Here is an 18,336-nt window from a genome sequence, read left to right as displayed (position 1 = left end):
CGACCTAATCACATCAAACCTCATGGAGTTGACTATGCAACGCATCAGCCCCCTAATCATCTTAGCTAGCCTCGCCGTTAGTGCGTGCAGTGACAACATGGTTAAAGACACGACACCGGTTGTTAATGCAGATAACAACGACAGTTGGCCGGCTCACAGTGCTCGCGACTCATTAGATTGGGATGGCACGTATGTTGGAAAGTTGCCGTGTGCCGATTGTCCAGGCATTGATATCTCTTTGACCTTGAGTCTCGATGGCAGTTATCGCCTGGTCAAGCACTATCAAGGCTATGGCGAGAATAGCTTTATCACCGAGGGAGAGTTTAGCTGGAACGAGGCAGGCTCTATCATCACACTCGATCACTCAAGTCCAGCAAACAGCTATTTTGTCGCAGAGGGGCGCCTGATCAAGCTTGATGCGGATGGAAACAAGATCACTGGTGAGCTTGCAGAGTGGTACCAAATTACTAAGCAATAGTCTTTTGGCATTAGTGCTTTGGCCAATAGGTGAAAAACAAAAAAGCCGCTGAAAATCAGCGACTTTTCTATATATCACAAAGACGTATCTTTGATAACAGCTAGCAATTAAGAGTTAGCTAGTTCTTTCTGTGGAGCGCGTGATGCGTTAACTAGTAGGATACCTACTGTTAGTACCATCGAACCACATAGCAAGAATAGTAGGCGACCAGTTGGGTCATTTGGAATCAGTGCCATTGCAAGGATACCGAAGCCTGCTACTGAGATTAGCTTACCAAGCATACCACGTTGTTTGGTATCTAGGTTTTGCTGCTCTTCTGAGTCTGCAACTACAGGCGTGTTCCAGTTCTCGAATAGTTTCTCAACTTCTGCTTCACGCTCAGGTGTACGACCTTTGTAAACTAGAGTCGTTGCTAGGAAGAAGCCACCAGTGAACACTACGTGCGCCATTAGGCTCAGTGTTACTTTCAAGTCAGACCACTCACGACCAGTTAGCGCTTGTTCCATGTTGAAGAAGTTCTCGATGTCTTCTGCTTGAAGCGCGATACCGAATACGTAAGAAACAATACCACCAACAACTAGAGTCATCCAACCTGCCCAGTCTGGAGTCTTGCGAACCCACATACCTAGTAGTACTGGGATTAGCATTGGGAAGCCGATTAGGGCACCAACGTTCAGTACGATGTCAAATAGGCTTAGGTGACGTAGTGAGTTGATGAATAGACCGATACCGATAATGATGAAGCCCATCATTACTGTTGTTAGCTTACTTACAATTACTAGCTCTTTTTGTGTCGCTTGTGGACGCACAATCGGGCTGTAGAAGTTCATCACGAAGATACCAGCGTTACGGTTCAGACCAGAATCCATTGAAGACATCGTCGCCGCGAACATTGCTGACATTAGTAGACCAACCATACCTGCAGGCATTACGTTCTGTACGAATGCTAGGTAAGCCGCGTCGCCACCAACAGAGCCGTATTGCTCAGCAAAGTCAGGCATAAATGCTGCTACGTACCATGAAGGCATGAACCAGATTAGTGGACCAATGATCATAAGTACACAAGCAAGACCTGCCGCTTTACGCGCATTGTCACTGTCTTTAGCACATAGGTAACGGTAAGCGTTGATGCTGTTGTTCATAACACCGAACTGCTTAACGAAGATGAACACAACCCAAAGAACGAAGATGCTCATGTAGTTTAGGTTGTTACCAACGAAGAAGTCGCCTTCAAAGTTAGAAACGATGTTACCTAGACCGCCACCGTGGAAGTAAGCGGCTACCGCACAGGTAATTGTTACTGCCATGATAACCAACATCTGCATAAAGTCAGATGCAACAACCGCCCAAGAACCACCTGTTACTGCCATTAGCATTAGTACCAGACCGGTCACAACGATGGTTGCTTCCATTGGGATGTTGAATACTGCTGCTACGAAGATAGCGAGACCATTCAGCCAAATACCCGCTGAGATCAAGCTGTCTGGCATGCCAGCCCAAGTGAAGAACTGCTCTGATGTCTTGCCGAAACGCTGACGAATGGCTTCGATAGCGGTTACAACGCGAAGTTGACGGAACTTCGGTGCAAAGTAGATGTAGTTCATGAAATAGCCAAACGCGTTGGCTAGGAATAGGATTACAACAACGAAACCGTCGCTGAACGCGCGTCCTGCGGCACCTGTAAACGTCCATGCTGAAAATTGGGTCATAAATGCGGTTGCACCAACCATCCACCAAAGCATTTTACCGCCCCCACGGAAATAGTCGCTGGTAGAAGTTGTGAACTTACGGAACATCCATCCTATGGCTACTAGGAAGAAGAAGTAGGCAAGAACCACTAGAGTATCAATAGTCATTTTTTCAGCCTTTATTAAGGTTATCATTTACTGGGCGGTAGATTACCATTTCTCTATCCCATTTGTACTACAATAAGCTTTTTATGTGATCTAGAACATGTGTTTTTACGAAGCGCAAAATATACAATTCCTTACCATATATGAATCAGTCGCTTGCAAGCTTTAAAAGAAGACCCTAACTGCACACTTTTGCTGCGCATATTGTATGATTAATATTTTTATCAGCGACAGCTGCCCCACGCCCTACCTTGTTTCATACTTAGTTTAGTATAGTGGGGCGTGGGAGAATCGAGAGGCGGAAGAGCAGATGCGAGAAGCGAGATTCGATAGGCGAGAAGAGCAGCACCCGCGGTGAAATTCACATGCAAAAAAAGGGTTTATAGAGGGGTTAACGTAAACCACAAAAACCCAAGAAAGTCCGAAAAGTTCTCACGATCGCCCCCTTGTCTCTCGCAGCGAAGCGATCTCGCCTCTCGACTCGTCCCAAAGGGAAAAGAAAGACTAACGTAAGCCACAAAAGCCAAGAAATACCGAGAAGGTCCCACGATCGCCCCCTTGCCTCTCGCAGCGAAGCGGTCCCGCCTCTCGACTCTTCCCCAAAAGGAAAAAAAAAGCGAGCCATTGTAGGCTCGCTTTTTTATTTCCCGACGGGAAGATTTTAGTTTACGTGTGCAACTGCATCACGTACTAGAGCACCTAGCTCGTCCCACTTACCTTCGTCCATTAGCTTGGTTGGTACCATCCAAGTACCGCCACATGCTAGAACCGATGGGATTGATAGGTAGTCATCAACGTTCTTAAGGCTTACGCCACCAGTAGGCATAAAGTTTACTGGGTAAACCGCTGTTAGTGCTTTCAGCATAGGTACGCCGCCTGATGGCTCTGCTGGGAAGAACTTAAGCGTACGAAGGCCCATTTCCATCGCTTGCTCAACTAGGCTTGGATTGTTAACACCAGGTACGATTGCAACGCCTTTGTCTAGACAGTATTGAACAGTACGTGGGTTGAAGCCTGGGCTTACGATGAAGTCAACGCCAGCGTCGATAGACGCGTCAACTTGCTCGTTAGTCAGAACCGTACCAGAGCCGATTAGCATCTCTGGGAATTCTTCACGCATTACGCGGATTGCTTCGATAGCACACTCAGTACGTAGAGTGATTTCAGCACATGGCATGCCGTTTTCAACTAGTGCGCGACCTAGTGGAATTGCGTGCTCAACCTTGTTGATTGCAATTACAGGGATAACTTTCAGGCTAGCTAGCTTGTCATTTAGTGTAGTCATTGAAACTGTCTCTCAATAGAAATTTGTGTGCTTACAGCGCAGGCATAACATCTTTAGGGATGATCGCGCCTTTGTATTGGATTACGGTACCCGCAACACAGTGACCTGTGAATGCCGCTTCTTGAGCAGTGCCGCCAGTAAAGCGCTTAGCTAGGAAGCCCGCACTGAATGAATCGCCGGCCGCTGTAGTATCAACTACGTTGTCGATCTTGTTCGCTGCAACGTAGTTCTGCTCGTCGCCTTCAACCACTAGACACGCATCGCCACCACGCTTGATGATGATCTCGCTAACACCCAGAGCAGAAGTACGCTCGATACATTGCCCAACCTCAACGTCACCGAATAGCAGTTGGTCGTCATCGAAAGTCAGTAGAGCGATATCAGTAAACTTAAGTACTTTTAGGTACCAAGACTGAGCTTCTTGTGCGCTTTGCCAAAGTTTTGGACGGTAGTTGTTATCAAAGATAACTTTGCCACCTTTCGCCTTAAATGCTTCAAGGAAAGTCAGTAGTTTCTCACGGCCTGCTTCGGTTAGGATAGCCAGCGTGATGCCGCTCATGTATAGCGCATCGTTGTCGAATAGCTTTTCGATCAGTGCGTCTGATTCTGGCTGGTCGAAAATGTACTTCGCTGCAGAAGCGCTACGCCAGTAGTGGAAGTAACGCTCGCCAGTATCATCCGTTTCGATATAGTAGATGCCAGGCGTTTTGTCTTGGATGTTCAGCACAAGGTCAGTGTTGATGCCTTCGCTCTTCCACATGTCTAGCATTTCTACACTGAAGGGGTCGATGCCCAGTGCTGATACGTAACTAACGTTTACGTCGTGACCTTCAGTCAAACGAGATAGGTACAGCGCTGTGTTTAGCGTATCACCACCGAAAGCTTGCTTTAGCTCACCTTCTTTCTTTTGCAGTTCGACCATACACTCGCCGATAACTGCAATATTGAATTTGTTCATTTGCTTACCTTAAACTAGGACGCTCGGGCTTATTTTAGGAAATCTTCACGCGCTGGGTTGAAGATATCTAGTAGAATGCTGTCTTGCTCTAGAGCAACTGCACCGTGCATCGCAAGTTTACGTGCGAAGTAAGCATCGCCCTCTTTAAGCACTTTCTTCTCACCGTCGATCTCAGCTTCGAAGCTACCGCGAACGACGTAACCGATTTGATCGTGGATCTCGTGAGTGTGAGGATGACCAATTGCACCTTTATCGAAGTTTAGGTGTACAGCCATTAGATCGTCAGTGTAAGCAACGATCTTACGCTTGATACCATCGCCTAGGTCTTCCCATGCGTGATCTTCGTTTACAAAAAATGCGTTCATTGTGAATCTCCAATAAGGTTCAATGTAGTTTATTGACTGACGCGATGATAACGCACCTCCCCTAATTGTCATACAATATATCGATAATAATGTGACATACATCAAGTATAGACGCTTGAATCACTCTGTCACAAACCAGTTTAAGCTTGGTCCTAATTCACAAGTCCGGGACTGACGACTTTTATTTATCAACAACTTAAATTTAAGCGCGTGATTTTGATCATTATTTTGTCGAGTTGCACTACCACAATAAACCTTATTGTATTACTTTATATAGGTTTTACGATTATTCCGTACTGATTTAGGGTGTTTGAGTATATGACTACACAGCCAATTCTTCTATCACAAGAAGAGATTGAACTGCTTCGCAAGGAAGTGGGCAAACCAAGCCTGATGGGTCGCACCATCGAAACTCACCGCAAAGACTTGGAAGCCTTTATGTGCCTTCCTCTTGATGTTCCAGGTCACGGTGAAGCGGGCGGCTACGAGCATAACCGTCACAAGCAAAACTACACCTACATGAGCCTAGCGGGTCGCCTATTTCTGATCACTCAGGAAGATAAGTACGCAAAATTCGTCCGTGATCTTCTGGCCATCTACGCGGAAAAATACCTGACTTTCGATTTCCACGTACAAAAGAACACCAACCCAACCGGTCGTCTTTTCCACCAAATTCTTAACGAGCACTGCTGGCTGATGTTTACCAGCCTAGCGTACTCTTGTGTAGCTTCAACCATGAGTGAGCAAGAGCGCCAAGCCGTTATCGACGGTGTCTTCGAGCCAATGCTGGACATGTTTACCGTTAAGTACGGTCACGACTTTGACCGTATCCACAACCACGGCATCTGGGCTGTAGCAGCTGTGGGTATCTGTGGTCTTGTGGTTGGCAAACCTGAATACCTAGAGATGTCAGTCTACGGTCAAGACCGTAACGGCACTGGCGGCTTCCTAGAGCAGATCTCGCGCCTCTTTGCGCCTTCTGGCTACTACATGGAAGGTCCTTACTACCACCGCTATGCAATTCGTCCTCTGTGCGTCTTGGCTGAAGTGATTCACCGCCATATGCCAGAAATTGACATCTACAACTATAAAGACAAAGTCATTGGTAACACCGTACAGGCACTGCTGGCGACAGCATATCCGAACGGCGCTTTCCCAGCACTCAACGATGCATCACGCAGCATGGGCATCACTGATATGGGTGTTCAGGTCGCTGTCAGCATCTACGCTAAGCACTATGGTCTGGATGACAACATCCTTGGCATGGCAAAGATTCAAAACAGCGTGTGGATGCATGCCTGTGGCCTTGAAGTCTCGCAAGCGTACGAAGCCGCGACTGCAGAGCGTGAGATTGGCCTGCCATACTGGCCAAGTGTAGAGCTTAACGAAGGTCCAAACGGCGATCGCGGCGCACAAGGCTTTGTGCGTATGCAAGACAGCACTGGCGATGTATCACAGCTAGTGATGAACTATGGTCAGCACGGCATGGGTCATGGCAACTTCGATACGCTGGGCATTTCATTCTTCAACCATGGCCAAGAGGTTCTGCGTGAGTACGGCTTCTGTCGCTGGGTCAACGTAGAGCCTAAATTTGGTGGCCGTTACCTTGATGAAAACAAATCCTACGCACGTCAAACTATCGCCCACAACCTAATCACGATTGATCAGCAGTGTCAGAATCAATTTGACGTTGAGCGTGCAGATGGCGTTCACGGTCTACCCCACTTCTTTAAGGTAGATAACGAGCAAATCAAAGGCATGAGTGCGTTTGCCAACGACCATTACGATGGTTTTAACATGCAGCGCAGCGTGTTTATGCTCAGCCTTGACGAGCTTGAAGCACCACTGCTACTCGACCTGTTCCGACTTGAAGGCGAGGGTGAGCATCAATTTGATTACTCACATCAATACGCAGGTCAAGTGATCCGCACCAACTTTGATTACCAAGCCTTTGGCGAGCTCACCACTCTAGGTGATGATGCGGGTTACCAACACCTATGGAAGGTGGCTGCGGGTGAACAACACCAAACAGCGTTGGTAAGTTGGCTGCAAAGCAATAGCTACTACACTTGGTTAGGGACAAGCTCGAACGACAACGGTGAAGTCGTGTTTACGCGCACAGGCGCCAATGACCCTTCATTCAACCTTCGTAGCGAATCAGGCTTTATCCTGCGCAGCAAGGGCACATCGCCACTGTTTGCGTCGGTACTAGAGACGCACGGCTACTTTAACGAAGAGTTCGAGCAATCTGTCAACGCACGTGGCCAAGTGAAGAACATTACCATTATCGGACACAACGACGTGGCAACCGTCGTTGAGATTGAGACGGCGAAATCACACTGCGTGGTGATGATCAGCAACCAGCTAGACGCCGCCGAAACAACACAGCACACAGTAGAATTTAACTCTAAGACATACAGCTGGACGGGTTACTACGCTCTTGAAGTAACTCAGATCGAGCAGGAGAAATAACAAAATGAGCTATCAACCACTCTTACTTAACTTCGAAGAAGCAGCAGAACTTCGCAAAGCGCTAGGCACGGATAGCCTGCTTGGTAAAGCACTTGCACGCGATATTAAACAAGCTGATGCTTACATGGCCGAGGTTGGCATCGAAGTACCGGGTCACGGTGAGGGCGGCGGTTACGAGCACAACCGTCACAAGCAAAACTACATCCACATGGATATTGCTGGTCGCCTATTCCTGATCACGGAAGAAGAGAAGTACCGTGACTACATCGTTGAAATGCTAACGGCATACGCTAAAGTGTACCCAACGCTAGAAAGCAACGTAAGTAAAGACACTAACCCACCGGGTAAGATCTTCCACCAAACTCTAAACGAGAACATGTGGATGCTTTACGCTTCTTGTGCGTACTCTTGTGTCTTCCACACGCTGTCTGATGATCAGAAAACCCTGATCGAAAACGATCTATTCAAACAGATGATCGATCTATTCGTTGTGACTTACGGCCATGACTTCGATATCGTTCATAACCACGGCCTATGGGCAGTGGCAGCGGTTGGTATCTGTGGCTACGCGATCAACGATCAAGAGTCGGTAGACAAGGCACTTTACGGTCTAAAACTCGACAAAGTTAGCGGCGGCTTCCTAGCTCAGCTAGACCAACTGTTCTCGCCAGATGGCTACTACATGGAAGGTCCTTACTACCACCGCTTCTCGCTACGTCCAATCTACCTATTCGCTGAAGCAATTGAGCGTCGTCAGCCAGAGATCGGCATCTACGAATTCAACGACTCTGTGATCAAGACAACCTCTTACGCGGTATTTAAGACAGCATTCCCAGACGGCTCACTACCAGCATGTAACGACTCATCGAAGACTATCTCGATCAATGATGAAGGCGTAGTCATGGCAACATCAGTATGTTTCCACCGTTACGAGCAAGCAGAGACTCTGCTAGCAATGGCAAACCACCAGCAAAACGTTTGGGTTCACTCTTCTGGCCTGACTCTATCTAACGCGGTAGAAGCAGCCGATGAAATCAAGCCATTCAACTGGGGCAGCCTGTACATCACTGACGGTCCTCAAGGCGAGAAAGGCGGCCTAGGCATCCTTCGTCACCGCGACGAGCAAGATGACGACACGATGGCACTGATCTGGTTCGGCCAACACGGCTCAGACCACCAGTACCACTCTGCACTAGACCACGGTCACTACGACGGTCTACACCTAAGTGTATTCAACCGCGGTCACGAAGTTCTACACGACTACGGCTACGGTCGCTGGGTAAACGTTGAGCCTAAGTTCGGCGGTCGTTACATCCCAGAGAACAAGTCTTACTGTAAACAAACTGTGGCGCACAACACTGTGACAGTAAACCAGAAGACGCAAAACAACTTCAACACAGCACTGGCTGAGTCTAAGTTTGGTGAGAAGCACTTCTTCAATGTAGACAACGCGAAACTACAAGGTATGAGTGGTCGTATCGCAGGTTACTACGAAGGTGTTGACATGCAGCGCAGCATCCTACTTGCTGAGCTGCCAGAGTTCGAAAAGCCGCTAGTGATCGACGTATACCGCATCGAGTCTGAGCAAGAGAACCAGTACGACCTACCGGTACACTACTCAGGTCAGATCATCCGCACTGACTTTGACTACAACACTGAGTCTACTCTCAAGCCTGTTGGCGATTCAGACGGCTACCAGCACCTATGGAACCTAGGTTCAGGTAAAGTGGAAGGCAGCTCGCTAGTAAGCTGGCTAGTCAACAACAGCTACTACTCACTAGTAACTAGCGCAACGGCTGCTGACAGCGAAGTGATCTTTGCTCGCCTAGGCGCGAACGATCCTGACTTCAACCTACGTAGCGAGCCTGCGATGATCATGCGCCAGTCTGGCAAAGATCATGTCTTCGCTTCTGTGCTTGAGACGCACGGCTACTTCAACGAAGAGTTCGAGCAATCTGTTAATGCACGTGGTCTGGTTGAGTCTGTTGAGGTTCTAGGCAACAACGAGACAGCAACAGTCGTTCGTATCTCAACTACCACAGGCAACACTTACGACTTTGCAATTTGTAACCTAAGCGAAGACAAACAAGCGGGTACTCACACTGTAGAATTCGCTGGCGAAACCTTCACTTGGGAAGGTGCTTTCGCAGCGCTTTAATCCGCTTTTAGCGAACACTGCTTAAATTTCAAAGCCGGACACTGATCAATCAGTGTCCGGCTTTCTCTATTTAGGGGCGAGGTGTGGGTATCACTTTGCTACTCGAAGGGCCTCACCCGTACTCGAACCCCGCCCCTGTTTTTTTGAGCATACTCGCAGCTGCTTGTATACACTTGATCTTGGTTTGTGTTGAAAGATCGGGGGCTGATTTGCAGCGACTTAAGTCTTGGGTATGTCAGGTAATGCTCTGTATTGGGGCGTATATATGTGTGTTCACCCCCGCTCATGCCACGCTTCCGGATATCGAAACGCTTGAGGCTGAGGTCAATCAATTACGTAATCAGTCACCGGTTGATGAGGTGATGGTTAGCCAGTACGAGACTTTACTCTCACAGCTGCAAGTGCTGGAAACCGAGCGGAGTGAGAAAGAAGAATATCATCGTATCATCAGTCAGTTTCCTGAGATAAAAGAAAAGCTTGAGCAGACTATTGCCGAAGTACCGACTCTCGATATCTTCAAAGTCTCGCCCAATGATGATACTGAAGACCTCTCACTAAGCATCTCTTCACTCCAGGCTGCACTCAACCAATGGCGCAGTACCTTCCAAACTAATGCAGAGCAATCGACCAAACTCAGTAGCGATCGCATCGCTCTACCTCAAACACTAGCTCAGCTTGAACGTGAAATTGAGCAGACTTCGCTATCTGCCCCCTCTCAAAGTGATGATATCAACAGCTGGCTCGAAGAGGTTAACCTTGAAGCACTCAGCTCACAACGGGATTTAATGCAGGCTGAGCTGCAAAGCCTAGACGAGCGAACCGAGCTTCTCCGCCTTGAGCAGCAACTGCTCGAGCGAAAAATTCAAATCGGCACGCCACTGATCATTCAGTGGCAAGAACGACTAACCGATGTCGAGCAAGCCTCTGTTAAGGAGCTCATCAACCGCGCGCGCTCAATGCAGCGCAGCAGCAACAACCTCGAAGAGCCGATACAGGGCCAACTTAATCAAATGAACCTTGAAGCGACTGAACTTGAACAAGTCTTGGCGCAAATCGAACAAGGTCGCATCGACACTCAAAGACTCGACACAGAAAGGCGAAATTTGGCTGATGAACAACGCCTGATCAAAGAAAACTTAAGCTGGTTACAAGGTAGTACCTCGTTTGGCGCCTCCCTTACAGCTCAGCTTCAGCGCCTGCCCTCTACCATTAGCCATGACACCATCCCCGACCAAATTGCTCAAGCACACATCAGAAAATATGAAATTGGCCAGCAGCTCGATGACGCGGCGCTTCAATCGGCAACCCAGTCAGACCGAATGGCGGGACCGGCGAACACACCAGTGTCAGCGCTTGCCCATCAAATCCAGATCGAGCTATTAGCAAATTATGAAAAACTGATCGTTGCTCTAAGTAAACTACAGCTAGCCAAAAATCAGTACACCATAGAGGTACAAAGTGCCCGCTCATTTTTACAGGAGCAACAATTATGGACGCGCAGTAATGTCCCTATCTGGGAGAATATTACCCACTTAGATCCGGTAACCTGGGTTGGGATCCCAGCTCCAATGCGCACCTTTATCTCTGAGATTAATCAGCCACAGATGATCCCGTTTACTATTCTGTTTGTTCTCTATTCCGTTGTGCTTTTCGGGGTCAATAAATACATCAGTGGTATTGCGAGCAAAAATCGCCTGGCGTACCACAAAATCTTTGGTCATCCGGTCAAAGACCGCTTTCGCCACTCATTACATCTGTTGCTACTTGGCTTTGCCAAGGCATGCTCGCTGCCAATATGGTTTGGCTTGAGTGCACTCTCCGTGGTGATCCTATGGCCGAATGAAACTACCTACCAACTAGAGACCATTATCTTTACCGTGTGTGTGGGCCTATTTGTTACCGAGCTACTTTATTCGCTCAGCTTTCCCAAAGGACTGTTCGAGACTCACCTTAACTGGCCAGAATCGGTGTGCCACTATCTCAACAAAGAGAGCTTTCGTATTCGTTGGCCGTTCCTGATTTTGGTTATTTTGGTGTTCTTGACTGAACTGCTCTCAGGCATCAATCAAGCTGAGTTATCGCGAGTACTGTTTTTACAACTCTTGGTTGGTATGACCTTGATCTACAGCGCCTTATTCCGAAAAAAACGCATTCCATCCACTTTGCCTGCGCCATTTAACCGCAACTTCTCCATCGTAGTTATCCGCAGCTTGATCTTCACCTCGTTTTTGGCGATTGGCGTGATGGCCATCTTGGGCTATTACATCCTTGCCTGGATGCTGCTTATCTATCAGCAACTGACTGTATTCGTCGTTATGGGTTTTGTCCTGGTCTATCAACTGGGTGAGCGCTGGCTCAAGCTTGAACATCGCCAACTGACTTATCAACGCCTAGTTGCTCGTCGCGAAGAGTTAATCGCACTGCAAGCCGAACAAACTGAGGAGATTGAAGAGGCCTCTGACTTGCGCCTGTCCTCACCAGAAATCGATGTACGAGGTATGGACAGCGAGGAGATCAACGAGCAATCAATGACACTACTTCGTGGGCTGTCACTGATAGGGTTGATCATTGCCGTTTTGACCCTGTGGTCAAGCGCACTTGAGATGACTAGCATGCTAGAAAACGTGGTGCTATGGCAGGTGTCTGAAACCACCGCCAGCGGAGTAAAGTTTAATGACGTAACCTTGCAATCTTTTATCTATGCGTTGATCGCGACTCTAATCACGTTTGTCGGCGTGCGTAATCTCCCCGGCATTTTGGAACTATTGATCCTGCGCCGGCTCGAGCTGGCTCCCGGTGCCGGCTATGCCGTCACAACATTGCTTCGCTATGTCATTGTCGTGGGTGGTGTGTTAACCGCATTCTCACTACTTGGGTTCCAGTGGTCAAAATTGCAGTGGCTAGTCGCTGCCTTTGGTGTGGGTTTGGGCTTTGGTTTACAAGAAATCTTCGCTAACTTTATCTCAGGTCTGATCTTGTTGTTTGAACGCCCAATTCGGATTGGTGATATCGTCACCATCAACGATCTCTCCGGTACAGTGAGTAAGATCCAGACGCGGGCTACCACGATCATCGACTGGGATAACAAAGAAATCGTTGTGCCAAATAAGACCTTTATTACCGAAAAGCTGATTAACTGGTCTCTCACCGATCCCGTCACGCGCATAGTGATTCCAATCGGGGTAGCGTATGGCTCTGACGTGGAAAAAGTAGAATCATTACTGCTGGAAGTCGCAAACGATCATCCTCTGGTGATTGAAGAGCCCTCTCCTTCTGTGCTTTTCCTTGCCTTTGGTGCCAGCAGTCTAGATTTTGAATTGCGGGTACACATTCGTGCTATCAACAATCGTCTATCGACGATCCATATTTTAAACAAAGGCATTGATAAGCTGTTCAGAGAGAACAACGTCGAGATAGCCTTCCCACAAATGGACATTCATGTGCGCGATATGCCGCCAAAACCCGCCAGTGACCAAGAGTAAAGTACAAATGCGTGAGATAAATCACAGTGCGGTTGAATTCCTATCTAAAGCTGTATATATTATCGCCGCTCCAAAGAGCACACCCTAGAATGCACACTCGCCATCCTGCATCCACTCGTGTATTGCTACAGGTGTTTTTACTATCCCCATGAAAAATCAGAACTCTTCAGTTTCTCGCTTTTTTAAAGAATCGAGTGCGTTGTTGCACCTGTCGATCCCTATCATTCTCACTCAACTTGCGACTCAAGCGATGGGCTTTGTCGATACGACTATGGCTGGTCAGGTCAGTGCAGCAGACCTAGCTGCCATTGCACTTGGCGCGAGTTTATGGGTACCGGTGTCACTACTATTGCGCGGTATTATTATGGCGCTAACGCCTGTGGTCGCTTTTCATCGCGGCGCGCAAAAACTTCACCGTATCCGTATTGAATTTATCCAAATGCTTTGGGTAGCCGCACTCGTCAGCGCCATCCTGATTGTTTATTTGCTGCTCGGTGAAGCACTACTGAATGCCATTGGTGTCGCAGCCGAGATTATTCCGATCACCGGCGACTATGTGGTTGCATTAGCCATCGGAGTCCCTGGCATCGCCTTTTTTTACACCCTTAATGGCTTTTGTGAGGGAATGAACAACACCCGAGCACCAATGTTAGTCTCGGTGATTGGTCTACTGATCAATATTCCGGTCAACTATGTACTTATCTATGGCAAGCTTGGCTTCCCAGCAATGGGTGCCGTTGGTTGTGGTTGGGCGACTAGTCTGGTCTACTGGCTGATGTCCGCAATGCTGTGGAGCTATATCCGCTATCATCACCACTACAAGAATATTCTTCACTTCGTGGATATCAAACCTCGCCTAAAAGAGATCAGACACTTACTCTCACTAGGCGTACCTATTGGTATGAATATCGCCGTCTGTGGCAGCATCTTTGCAGTTATCGCACTGCTGATCGGGCGCATCGGTGCGGAAAACGTCGCTGCAGCGCAAATTGCACTTAATATTTCGAGCATGACCTATATGGTCCCCATGAGCCTATCTTTTGGCATCACAATTCGTGTCGGTCACTCGCTCGGTGCTAAATTAGAGCGTGATGCTCGTGAACGCAGCTTATATGGCATTATTACTGCCGGCTTGCTCTCATTGGTCTCAGTAGCGATGTTTTTATTATTCCCCGAGCAGATTGTTCGCCTCTACACCAGTGACCCTGCGGTTAGTGCAACCGCAATGAGTCTGTTGATGTTTACCGCCATCTATCAATTCAGTGATGCTTTGCAAACCTCAGCCAACGGGGCGCTGCGTGGTTATAAAGATACGAAAGTACCAATGATACTCGCTATTGCCTCTTACTGGGGACTCGCCCTACCGATGGGCGTTATCTTGGGCATCACCGATATAGCCGGCCCTGCAATGGGTGAGCAAGGCTTCTGGATTGGCATTGTCACTGGTCTCACCGTAGCCGCCATCGCAATGCTGATACGCCTTGCGCTGGTTATACGCCGCCGCGACCTGTCATCAAATCAGACATTGAACGCTGCGTAGCCCTCTTCCCTAGAGCTTTAGCTGCAATTGTAGCTACATGTGCTTAGAATGCCCCTTTACGTCGCTATTGGGGCATTGATTTGGTCGATTAACTATTTAATCGGCTTCGTGTTCTTCGGACAGAACTCGAGGTTAGAGATCATCATTCCTCCATCTTCCAATTGGCAGCGCGTACCAGGTCCATCACCCGCCTGAACAACAAAAGAAGAGAATGAAAAGCAGATCAAGATACACATTAGGATCTTCATCGCGGTTTCCCTTTTTGGTTTTACCCACCTCAAACATAGTCACACTGCAGTGAGTTGCGTAATAACTTTGCGCTTCGGCGTTATGCTCAAACCTTATAAAGACAGGGGCGAGGGTCGGGTTACACTTCGTTCCGAGTAGCGAGAATTATATCGCGCGCGGTAAACATCTCGTGCCCCGTAGGGCTATGCCCTTGCTCGCACCTCCCCGCTGATTTTAGGTTCGAGGGGCGGGTTACACTCCGTTCCGAGTAGTGAGTAATATACAGCGTGCGGAGAACCCCTCGCACCCCGTAGGGCTATGCCCGTCCTCGCACCTCGCCACTGATTTTAGGGCCTCGTAACTGTTTTTAATAAAAAACCCTGTCGATAGCGAGTATCAACAGGGTGTCAATTTTCACGAGCAAAGCCGAATCGGCTTTATCAAACTGTAGGGATTAGATACCTAGAGCTTGACCACCACCGATTTGTAGCGTTTCAGCGGTGATGAATGACGCATCTTTACTTACTAGGAAAGAGATTGCTGATGCAACTTCTTCTGGTTGACCCAGACGACCTAGCATGATGCTGTTAGCCCAAGAAGCGAATACTTCTGGCTTAGTTTCTTTGATTTGCGCGTGGAACGGAGTATCAATAGTACCTGGAGATACCGCGTTAACACGGATATTAGCTGGAGCAAGTTCTTTCGCTAGTGCACGAGTTAGAGTGTGTACTGCTGCTTTAGAAGTACCGTAGATACCTGCACCTGGGCCGCCTGCGTTCCAAGCTGCGTTAGAAGTGAAATTGATGATTGACGCGTTGTCAGATTTCTTAAGGAATGGGATAGCAGCACGCGATACAAAGAATGCGCTATCTAGGTTTAGAGCCATAACCTTACGGAAGAACTCAGTGCTCATCTCTTCGATTGAGCTACGACCACCGAGGCCTCCAGCGTTGTTTACGATCACATCGATTTTGCCGTATTTTTCACCGATTGCATTGATGTTTTCAGTAACTGCGTGCTCGTCAGTAACGTCAAAGCCACGGTATTCAGCGTCGATGCCCGCTTCTACAAGCTCAGCAACGCACTTAGCACCTTTCTCATTCTCGATACCGTTAAGAATTACAGTATAACCATCTTTACCAAGACGAGTCGCAACCTGGAAGCCGATGCCACCAGTTGCACCAGAGATAAATGCAATTTTTTTAGACATAATGATGTTCTCTATTGAGTGAGTGAAAGGTAGTGCCCAGTTCAACGACGAACCACCGCACTACATTATGGGTATTATTGTATTACAAATGACTTAGTTGGGAAGCATTTTACCGATTGCGATAAACCCTAAGGTGACGAAGATCTCATTTTTAGCCTAAACGCGGCTAAAAATGAAGCGAGAATCGAGATCGCTCCACTGCGAGTACGCTTCGCTCGAGGTGGTGTTGCACTTGACAGCGGTTGTCAGTGGTGGAAAATTTTCTCGCCTCTCGCCTCTGCTCTTCCGGAGATTATCAACAAAACAATAAAACTGTGTCCGGAATTCCCTCATTATCATGTCGGTGATATTAAGCTAAGCTTTGGACCAATACGAACTTGGAGCGGAACCGAATAATGAGCAAAACGATTTTACTGACTGGTGCGACTGATGGGATTGGCTTAGAGGCGGCACAAATGCTGTATTCACTTGGACACAATCTACTTATTCATGGTCGAAACCAAGATAAACTGGACGCCTCTAAACAGATTTTGCTTCAGGGTGGTCAGAAAGGCAGTATTGAAACCTATCGCGCGGACCTATCAGATCTAGAGCAAGTGCTACAGTTGGCTGAACACATAAAGACACAACATAACTCGCTAGATGTGATCATTAACAATGCTGGTGTCTACAGCACCCCAGTGAAGACAACCGACAAGGGGCTTGATATCCGATTTGTTGTCAACACGCTGGCACCTTATGCACTGACCAAAGCATTGATGCCGTTGTTATCGGTGGACAGTCGAGTCATTAACCTCTCGTCTGCCGCCCAAGCTCCGGTCTCGCTAGCGGCACTACGAGGCGAAAGTACGCTCGGTGACAGCGCGGCTTATGCGCAGAGCAAACTCGCTATCACCATGTGGTCGCGTAAGCTGGGTTTAGCCCTCAAGGGTAAAGGCCCATTAGTGATGTCGGTTAACCCAGCCTCGATGCTTGGCAGTAAGATGGTCAAAGACGCTTATGGGGTCAATGGCGGTGACTTGGCGATTGGCGCGACAATCCTAACCCGCCTGGCAGTATCGGATGAGTTTAGTCAGTCACACGGTGACTATTTCGACAACGATATCGGTCAGATCAGCAATCCACACCCAGATGCACTCAACCCGAGTAAAGTTGATGCGGTGGTAGAAACCATTGAGTCACTACTCAACTAACTGGCTGTTTCCGATACAACTCTTATACCCTCAATAATGGCCAGCAATTCCGATTGCTGGCTTTCTTTTCGCTTAATTATCAACGAAAGTGAGAAAGTCATTCTCTAAATAACGAAATTATCAAAACAAGCATCGATTGATAGGCTTATAGCGGTCAATAATTGCTACAACGGGCATTAGCCCAAGAGTCTAATCATGAGATACGAGGGCAAAATCTATCGTCCTTGGCCAGAAGCCAATAGTGTACTTATCCAAGTTACCCTTGGGTGCAGTATCAATACTTGCACATTCTGCACTATGTTTGATGACAAGCGATTCCAGATTCGCGACCTTGAAGACGTGTTCGTGGATATCGAACAAATGAGACGCGTCTATCCTCATGTCGAATCCCTATTCTTAACCGATGGTAACGTGCTCGCGGCGCGTACCGATTACCTATTGCAGGTTCTGAGCAAGATCCGCACAACCTTTCCTGAGTGTCAACATATTGCCCTTTACGGTGGGATGAACGATTTTCGTCGTAAAACCGTTGAAGAGCTAAAGGCACTTAAGCAGGCTGGATTGAGCTTGGTTTATTCTGGATTAGAATCTGGCGATCCCGTGGTGCTAGTCAAGATCAAAAAGCGCATGACCCAAGAACACGTAATCGAGGGAATGTCACGCGCCAAAGCCGCCGAGATCCCAGTGCTGTTGTCATTTATTTTTGGTTTGGGTGGGCGTGAGCGCTCAAAAGAGCATATTGAGGAGACCACCAAACTGCTGAACGAGGTCAAACCTGAGCAGATTGCGCCGATGGCACTGGCGATCCAACCAGGCAGTGAGCTAGAGAAAGAACTAGAGCGCGGTGAATTTACCTTGCCAACTCAACTGCAGATCCTCGAGGAAGAGCAATACCTGTTACGTCACCTCAAGATTGATGCCTATTACTGGGGCGATCATGGTAATAACATCGTGCCGCAGCGAGGTTATTTACCAGACTCACAACCGGCGATCTTGCAGCGCGTCGACTCTGCAATCAATCACAACCCACTGGCAAAGGACAACGTGATCCAAACATTTGCTTGGTAAAGACGATACTTGAGGTAACTCAAGTATCTATGGGAGCGGTATCGCT

At 48.0% G+C, this 18,336-nt stretch carries 13 protein-coding genes; 7 read left to right on the top strand and 6 right to left on the bottom strand.

The genetic code is table 11. The features are described from left to right. Window positions 1–34 precede the first annotated feature (34 nt). Window positions 35–478, top strand: a complete 444-nt coding sequence (locus ACZ5R2_RS17835) for a copper resistance protein NlpE (RefSeq protein ID WP_464903253.1) — start codon at window positions 35–37, stop codon at window positions 476–478. Between the two features lie 107 nt (window positions 479–585). On the opposite strand, the gene ACZ5R2_RS17830 is transcribed toward ACZ5R2_RS17835, so the two are convergent. The 4 genes from ACZ5R2_RS17830 to ACZ5R2_RS17815 all read right to left on the bottom strand — a co-directional run bounded on the left by ACZ5R2_RS17830 (window position 586) and on the right by ACZ5R2_RS17815 (window position 4,939). Next, window positions 586–2,334: a sodium:solute symporter family transporter gene (locus ACZ5R2_RS17830; protein WP_464903254.1), complete on the bottom strand. Its 1,749-nt coding sequence runs from the start codon at window positions 2,332–2,334 to the stop codon at window positions 586–588. Window positions 2,335–2,992: 658 nt separating this feature from the next. After that, entirely contained in the window at window positions 2,993–3,616 is a 624-nt protein-coding gene (locus ACZ5R2_RS17825) for a bifunctional 4-hydroxy-2-oxoglutarate aldolase/2-dehydro-3-deoxy-phosphogluconate aldolase (RefSeq protein ID WP_438458500.1), read from the bottom strand. Between the two features lie 31 nt (window positions 3,617–3,647). Further along, complete coding sequence (kdgK, locus tag ACZ5R2_RS17820) at window positions 3,648–4,574, bottom strand: 2-dehydro-3-deoxygluconokinase (RefSeq protein ID WP_464903255.1); 927 nt, start codon at window positions 4,572–4,574, stop codon at window positions 3,648–3,650. 29 nt (window positions 4,575–4,603) lie between these two features. Continuing rightward, the gene (locus ACZ5R2_RS17815; protein WP_438458498.1) at window positions 4,604–4,939 is read right to left on the bottom strand and encodes a cupin domain-containing protein; all 336 of its coding nucleotides are present in this window, start codon (window positions 4,937–4,939) and stop codon (window positions 4,604–4,606) included. Window positions 4,940–5,257: 318 nt separating this feature from the next. Here ACZ5R2_RS17815 and ACZ5R2_RS17810 point away from each other — a divergent pair, with 318 nt between their 5' ends. The 4 genes from ACZ5R2_RS17810 to ACZ5R2_RS17795 all read left to right on the top strand — a co-directional run bounded on the left by ACZ5R2_RS17810 (window position 5,258) and on the right by ACZ5R2_RS17795 (window position 14,591). Further along, window positions 5,258–7,411: a heparinase II/III domain-containing protein gene (locus ACZ5R2_RS17810; protein WP_464903256.1), complete on the top strand. Its 2,154-nt coding sequence runs from the start codon at window positions 5,258–5,260 to the stop codon at window positions 7,409–7,411. 4 nt (window positions 7,412–7,415) lie between these two features. Next, window positions 7,416–9,569 (top strand): heparinase II/III domain-containing protein, encoded by a 2,154-nt coding sequence (locus ACZ5R2_RS17805; protein ID WP_464903257.1) that lies wholly within the window; start codon window positions 7,416–7,418, stop codon window positions 9,567–9,569. A 269-nt stretch (window positions 9,570–9,838) separates the two neighbouring features. Continuing rightward, window positions 9,839–13,051: a mechanosensitive ion channel domain-containing protein gene (locus ACZ5R2_RS17800; protein ID WP_464903258.1), complete on the top strand. Its 3,213-nt coding sequence runs from the start codon at window positions 9,839–9,841 to the stop codon at window positions 13,049–13,051. A gap of 148 nt (window positions 13,052–13,199) precedes the next feature. Then, window positions 13,200–14,591 carry an MATE family efflux transporter gene (locus ACZ5R2_RS17795; protein WP_464903259.1) on the top strand — a complete coding sequence of 464 codons (1,392 nt, stop codon included), beginning with the start codon at window positions 13,200–13,202 and terminating at the stop codon, window positions 14,589–14,591. 92 nt (window positions 14,592–14,683) lie between these two features. Here ACZ5R2_RS17795 and ACZ5R2_RS17790 read toward each other — a convergent pair whose 3' ends face one another. Next, window positions 14,684–14,839 carry a hypothetical protein gene (locus tag ACZ5R2_RS17790; protein ID WP_438458493.1) on the bottom strand — a complete coding sequence of 52 codons (156 nt, stop codon included), beginning with the start codon at window positions 14,837–14,839 and terminating at the stop codon, window positions 14,684–14,686. A 434-nt stretch (window positions 14,840–15,273) separates the two neighbouring features. Further along, window positions 15,274–16,029, bottom strand: a complete 756-nt coding sequence (locus tag ACZ5R2_RS17785) for an SDR family NAD(P)-dependent oxidoreductase (protein ID WP_438458492.1) — start codon at window positions 16,027–16,029, stop codon at window positions 15,274–15,276. A 395-nt stretch (window positions 16,030–16,424) separates the two neighbouring features. Between ACZ5R2_RS17785 and ACZ5R2_RS17780 the strand changes: the two genes are divergently transcribed. Together ACZ5R2_RS17780 and ACZ5R2_RS17775 are read left to right on the top strand one after the other, a co-directional pair. After that, window positions 16,425–17,222, top strand: coding sequence for an SDR family NAD(P)-dependent oxidoreductase (locus ACZ5R2_RS17780; RefSeq protein ID WP_464903260.1), 798 nt, complete (start codon window positions 16,425–16,427; stop codon window positions 17,220–17,222). Between the two features lie 195 nt (window positions 17,223–17,417). After that, window positions 17,418–18,290, top strand: a complete 873-nt coding sequence (locus ACZ5R2_RS17775) for a radical SAM protein (RefSeq protein WP_464903261.1) — start codon at window positions 17,418–17,420, stop codon at window positions 18,288–18,290. The last annotated feature ends 46 nt before the right edge of the window (window positions 18,291–18,336 follow it).

The organism is Vibrio sabulosilitoris, assembly GCF_055391395.1.
This window is presented reverse-complemented; position numbering and strand designations above follow the sequence as displayed.

Bases quoted from the DNA above. Each gene is read 5' to 3' on its own strand.
- ACZ5R2_RS17825 (WP_438458500.1), bottom strand. From the start codon at position 3,616: ATGACTACACTAAATGACAAGCTAGCTAGCCTGAAAGTTATCCCTGTA.
- ACZ5R2_RS17790 (WP_438458493.1), bottom strand. From the start codon at position 14,839: ATGAAGATCCTAATGTGTATCTTGATCTGCTTTTCATTCTCTTCTTTT.
- ACZ5R2_RS17835 (WP_464903253.1), top strand. From the start codon at position 35: ATGCAACGCATCAGCCCCCTAATCATCTTAGCTAGCCTCGCCGTTAGT.
- ACZ5R2_RS17805 (WP_464903257.1), top strand. From the start codon at position 7,416: ATGAGCTATCAACCACTCTTACTTAACTTCGAAGAAGCAGCAGAACTT.
- ACZ5R2_RS17785 (WP_438458492.1), bottom strand. From the start codon at position 16,029: ATGTCTAAAAAAATTGCATTTATCTCTGGTGCAACTGGTGGCATCGGC.
- ACZ5R2_RS17830 (WP_464903254.1), bottom strand. From the start codon at position 2,334: ATGACTATTGATACTCTAGTGGTTCTTGCCTACTTCTTCTTCCTAGTA.
- ACZ5R2_RS17780 (WP_464903260.1), top strand. From the start codon at position 16,425: ATGAGCAAAACGATTTTACTGACTGGTGCGACTGATGGGATTGGCTTA.
- ACZ5R2_RS17775 (WP_464903261.1), top strand. From the start codon at position 17,418: ATGAGATACGAGGGCAAAATCTATCGTCCTTGGCCAGAAGCCAATAGT.
- ACZ5R2_RS17810 (WP_464903256.1), top strand. From the start codon at position 5,258: ATGACTACACAGCCAATTCTTCTATCACAAGAAGAGATTGAACTGCTT.
- ACZ5R2_RS17815 (WP_438458498.1), bottom strand. From the start codon at position 4,939: ATGAACGCATTTTTTGTAAACGAAGATCACGCATGGGAAGACCTAGGC.
- ACZ5R2_RS17795 (WP_464903259.1), top strand. From the start codon at position 13,200: ATGAAAAATCAGAACTCTTCAGTTTCTCGCTTTTTTAAAGAATCGAGT.
- kdgK (WP_464903255.1), bottom strand. From the start codon at position 4,574: ATGAACAAATTCAATATTGCAGTTATCGGCGAGTGTATGGTCGAACTG.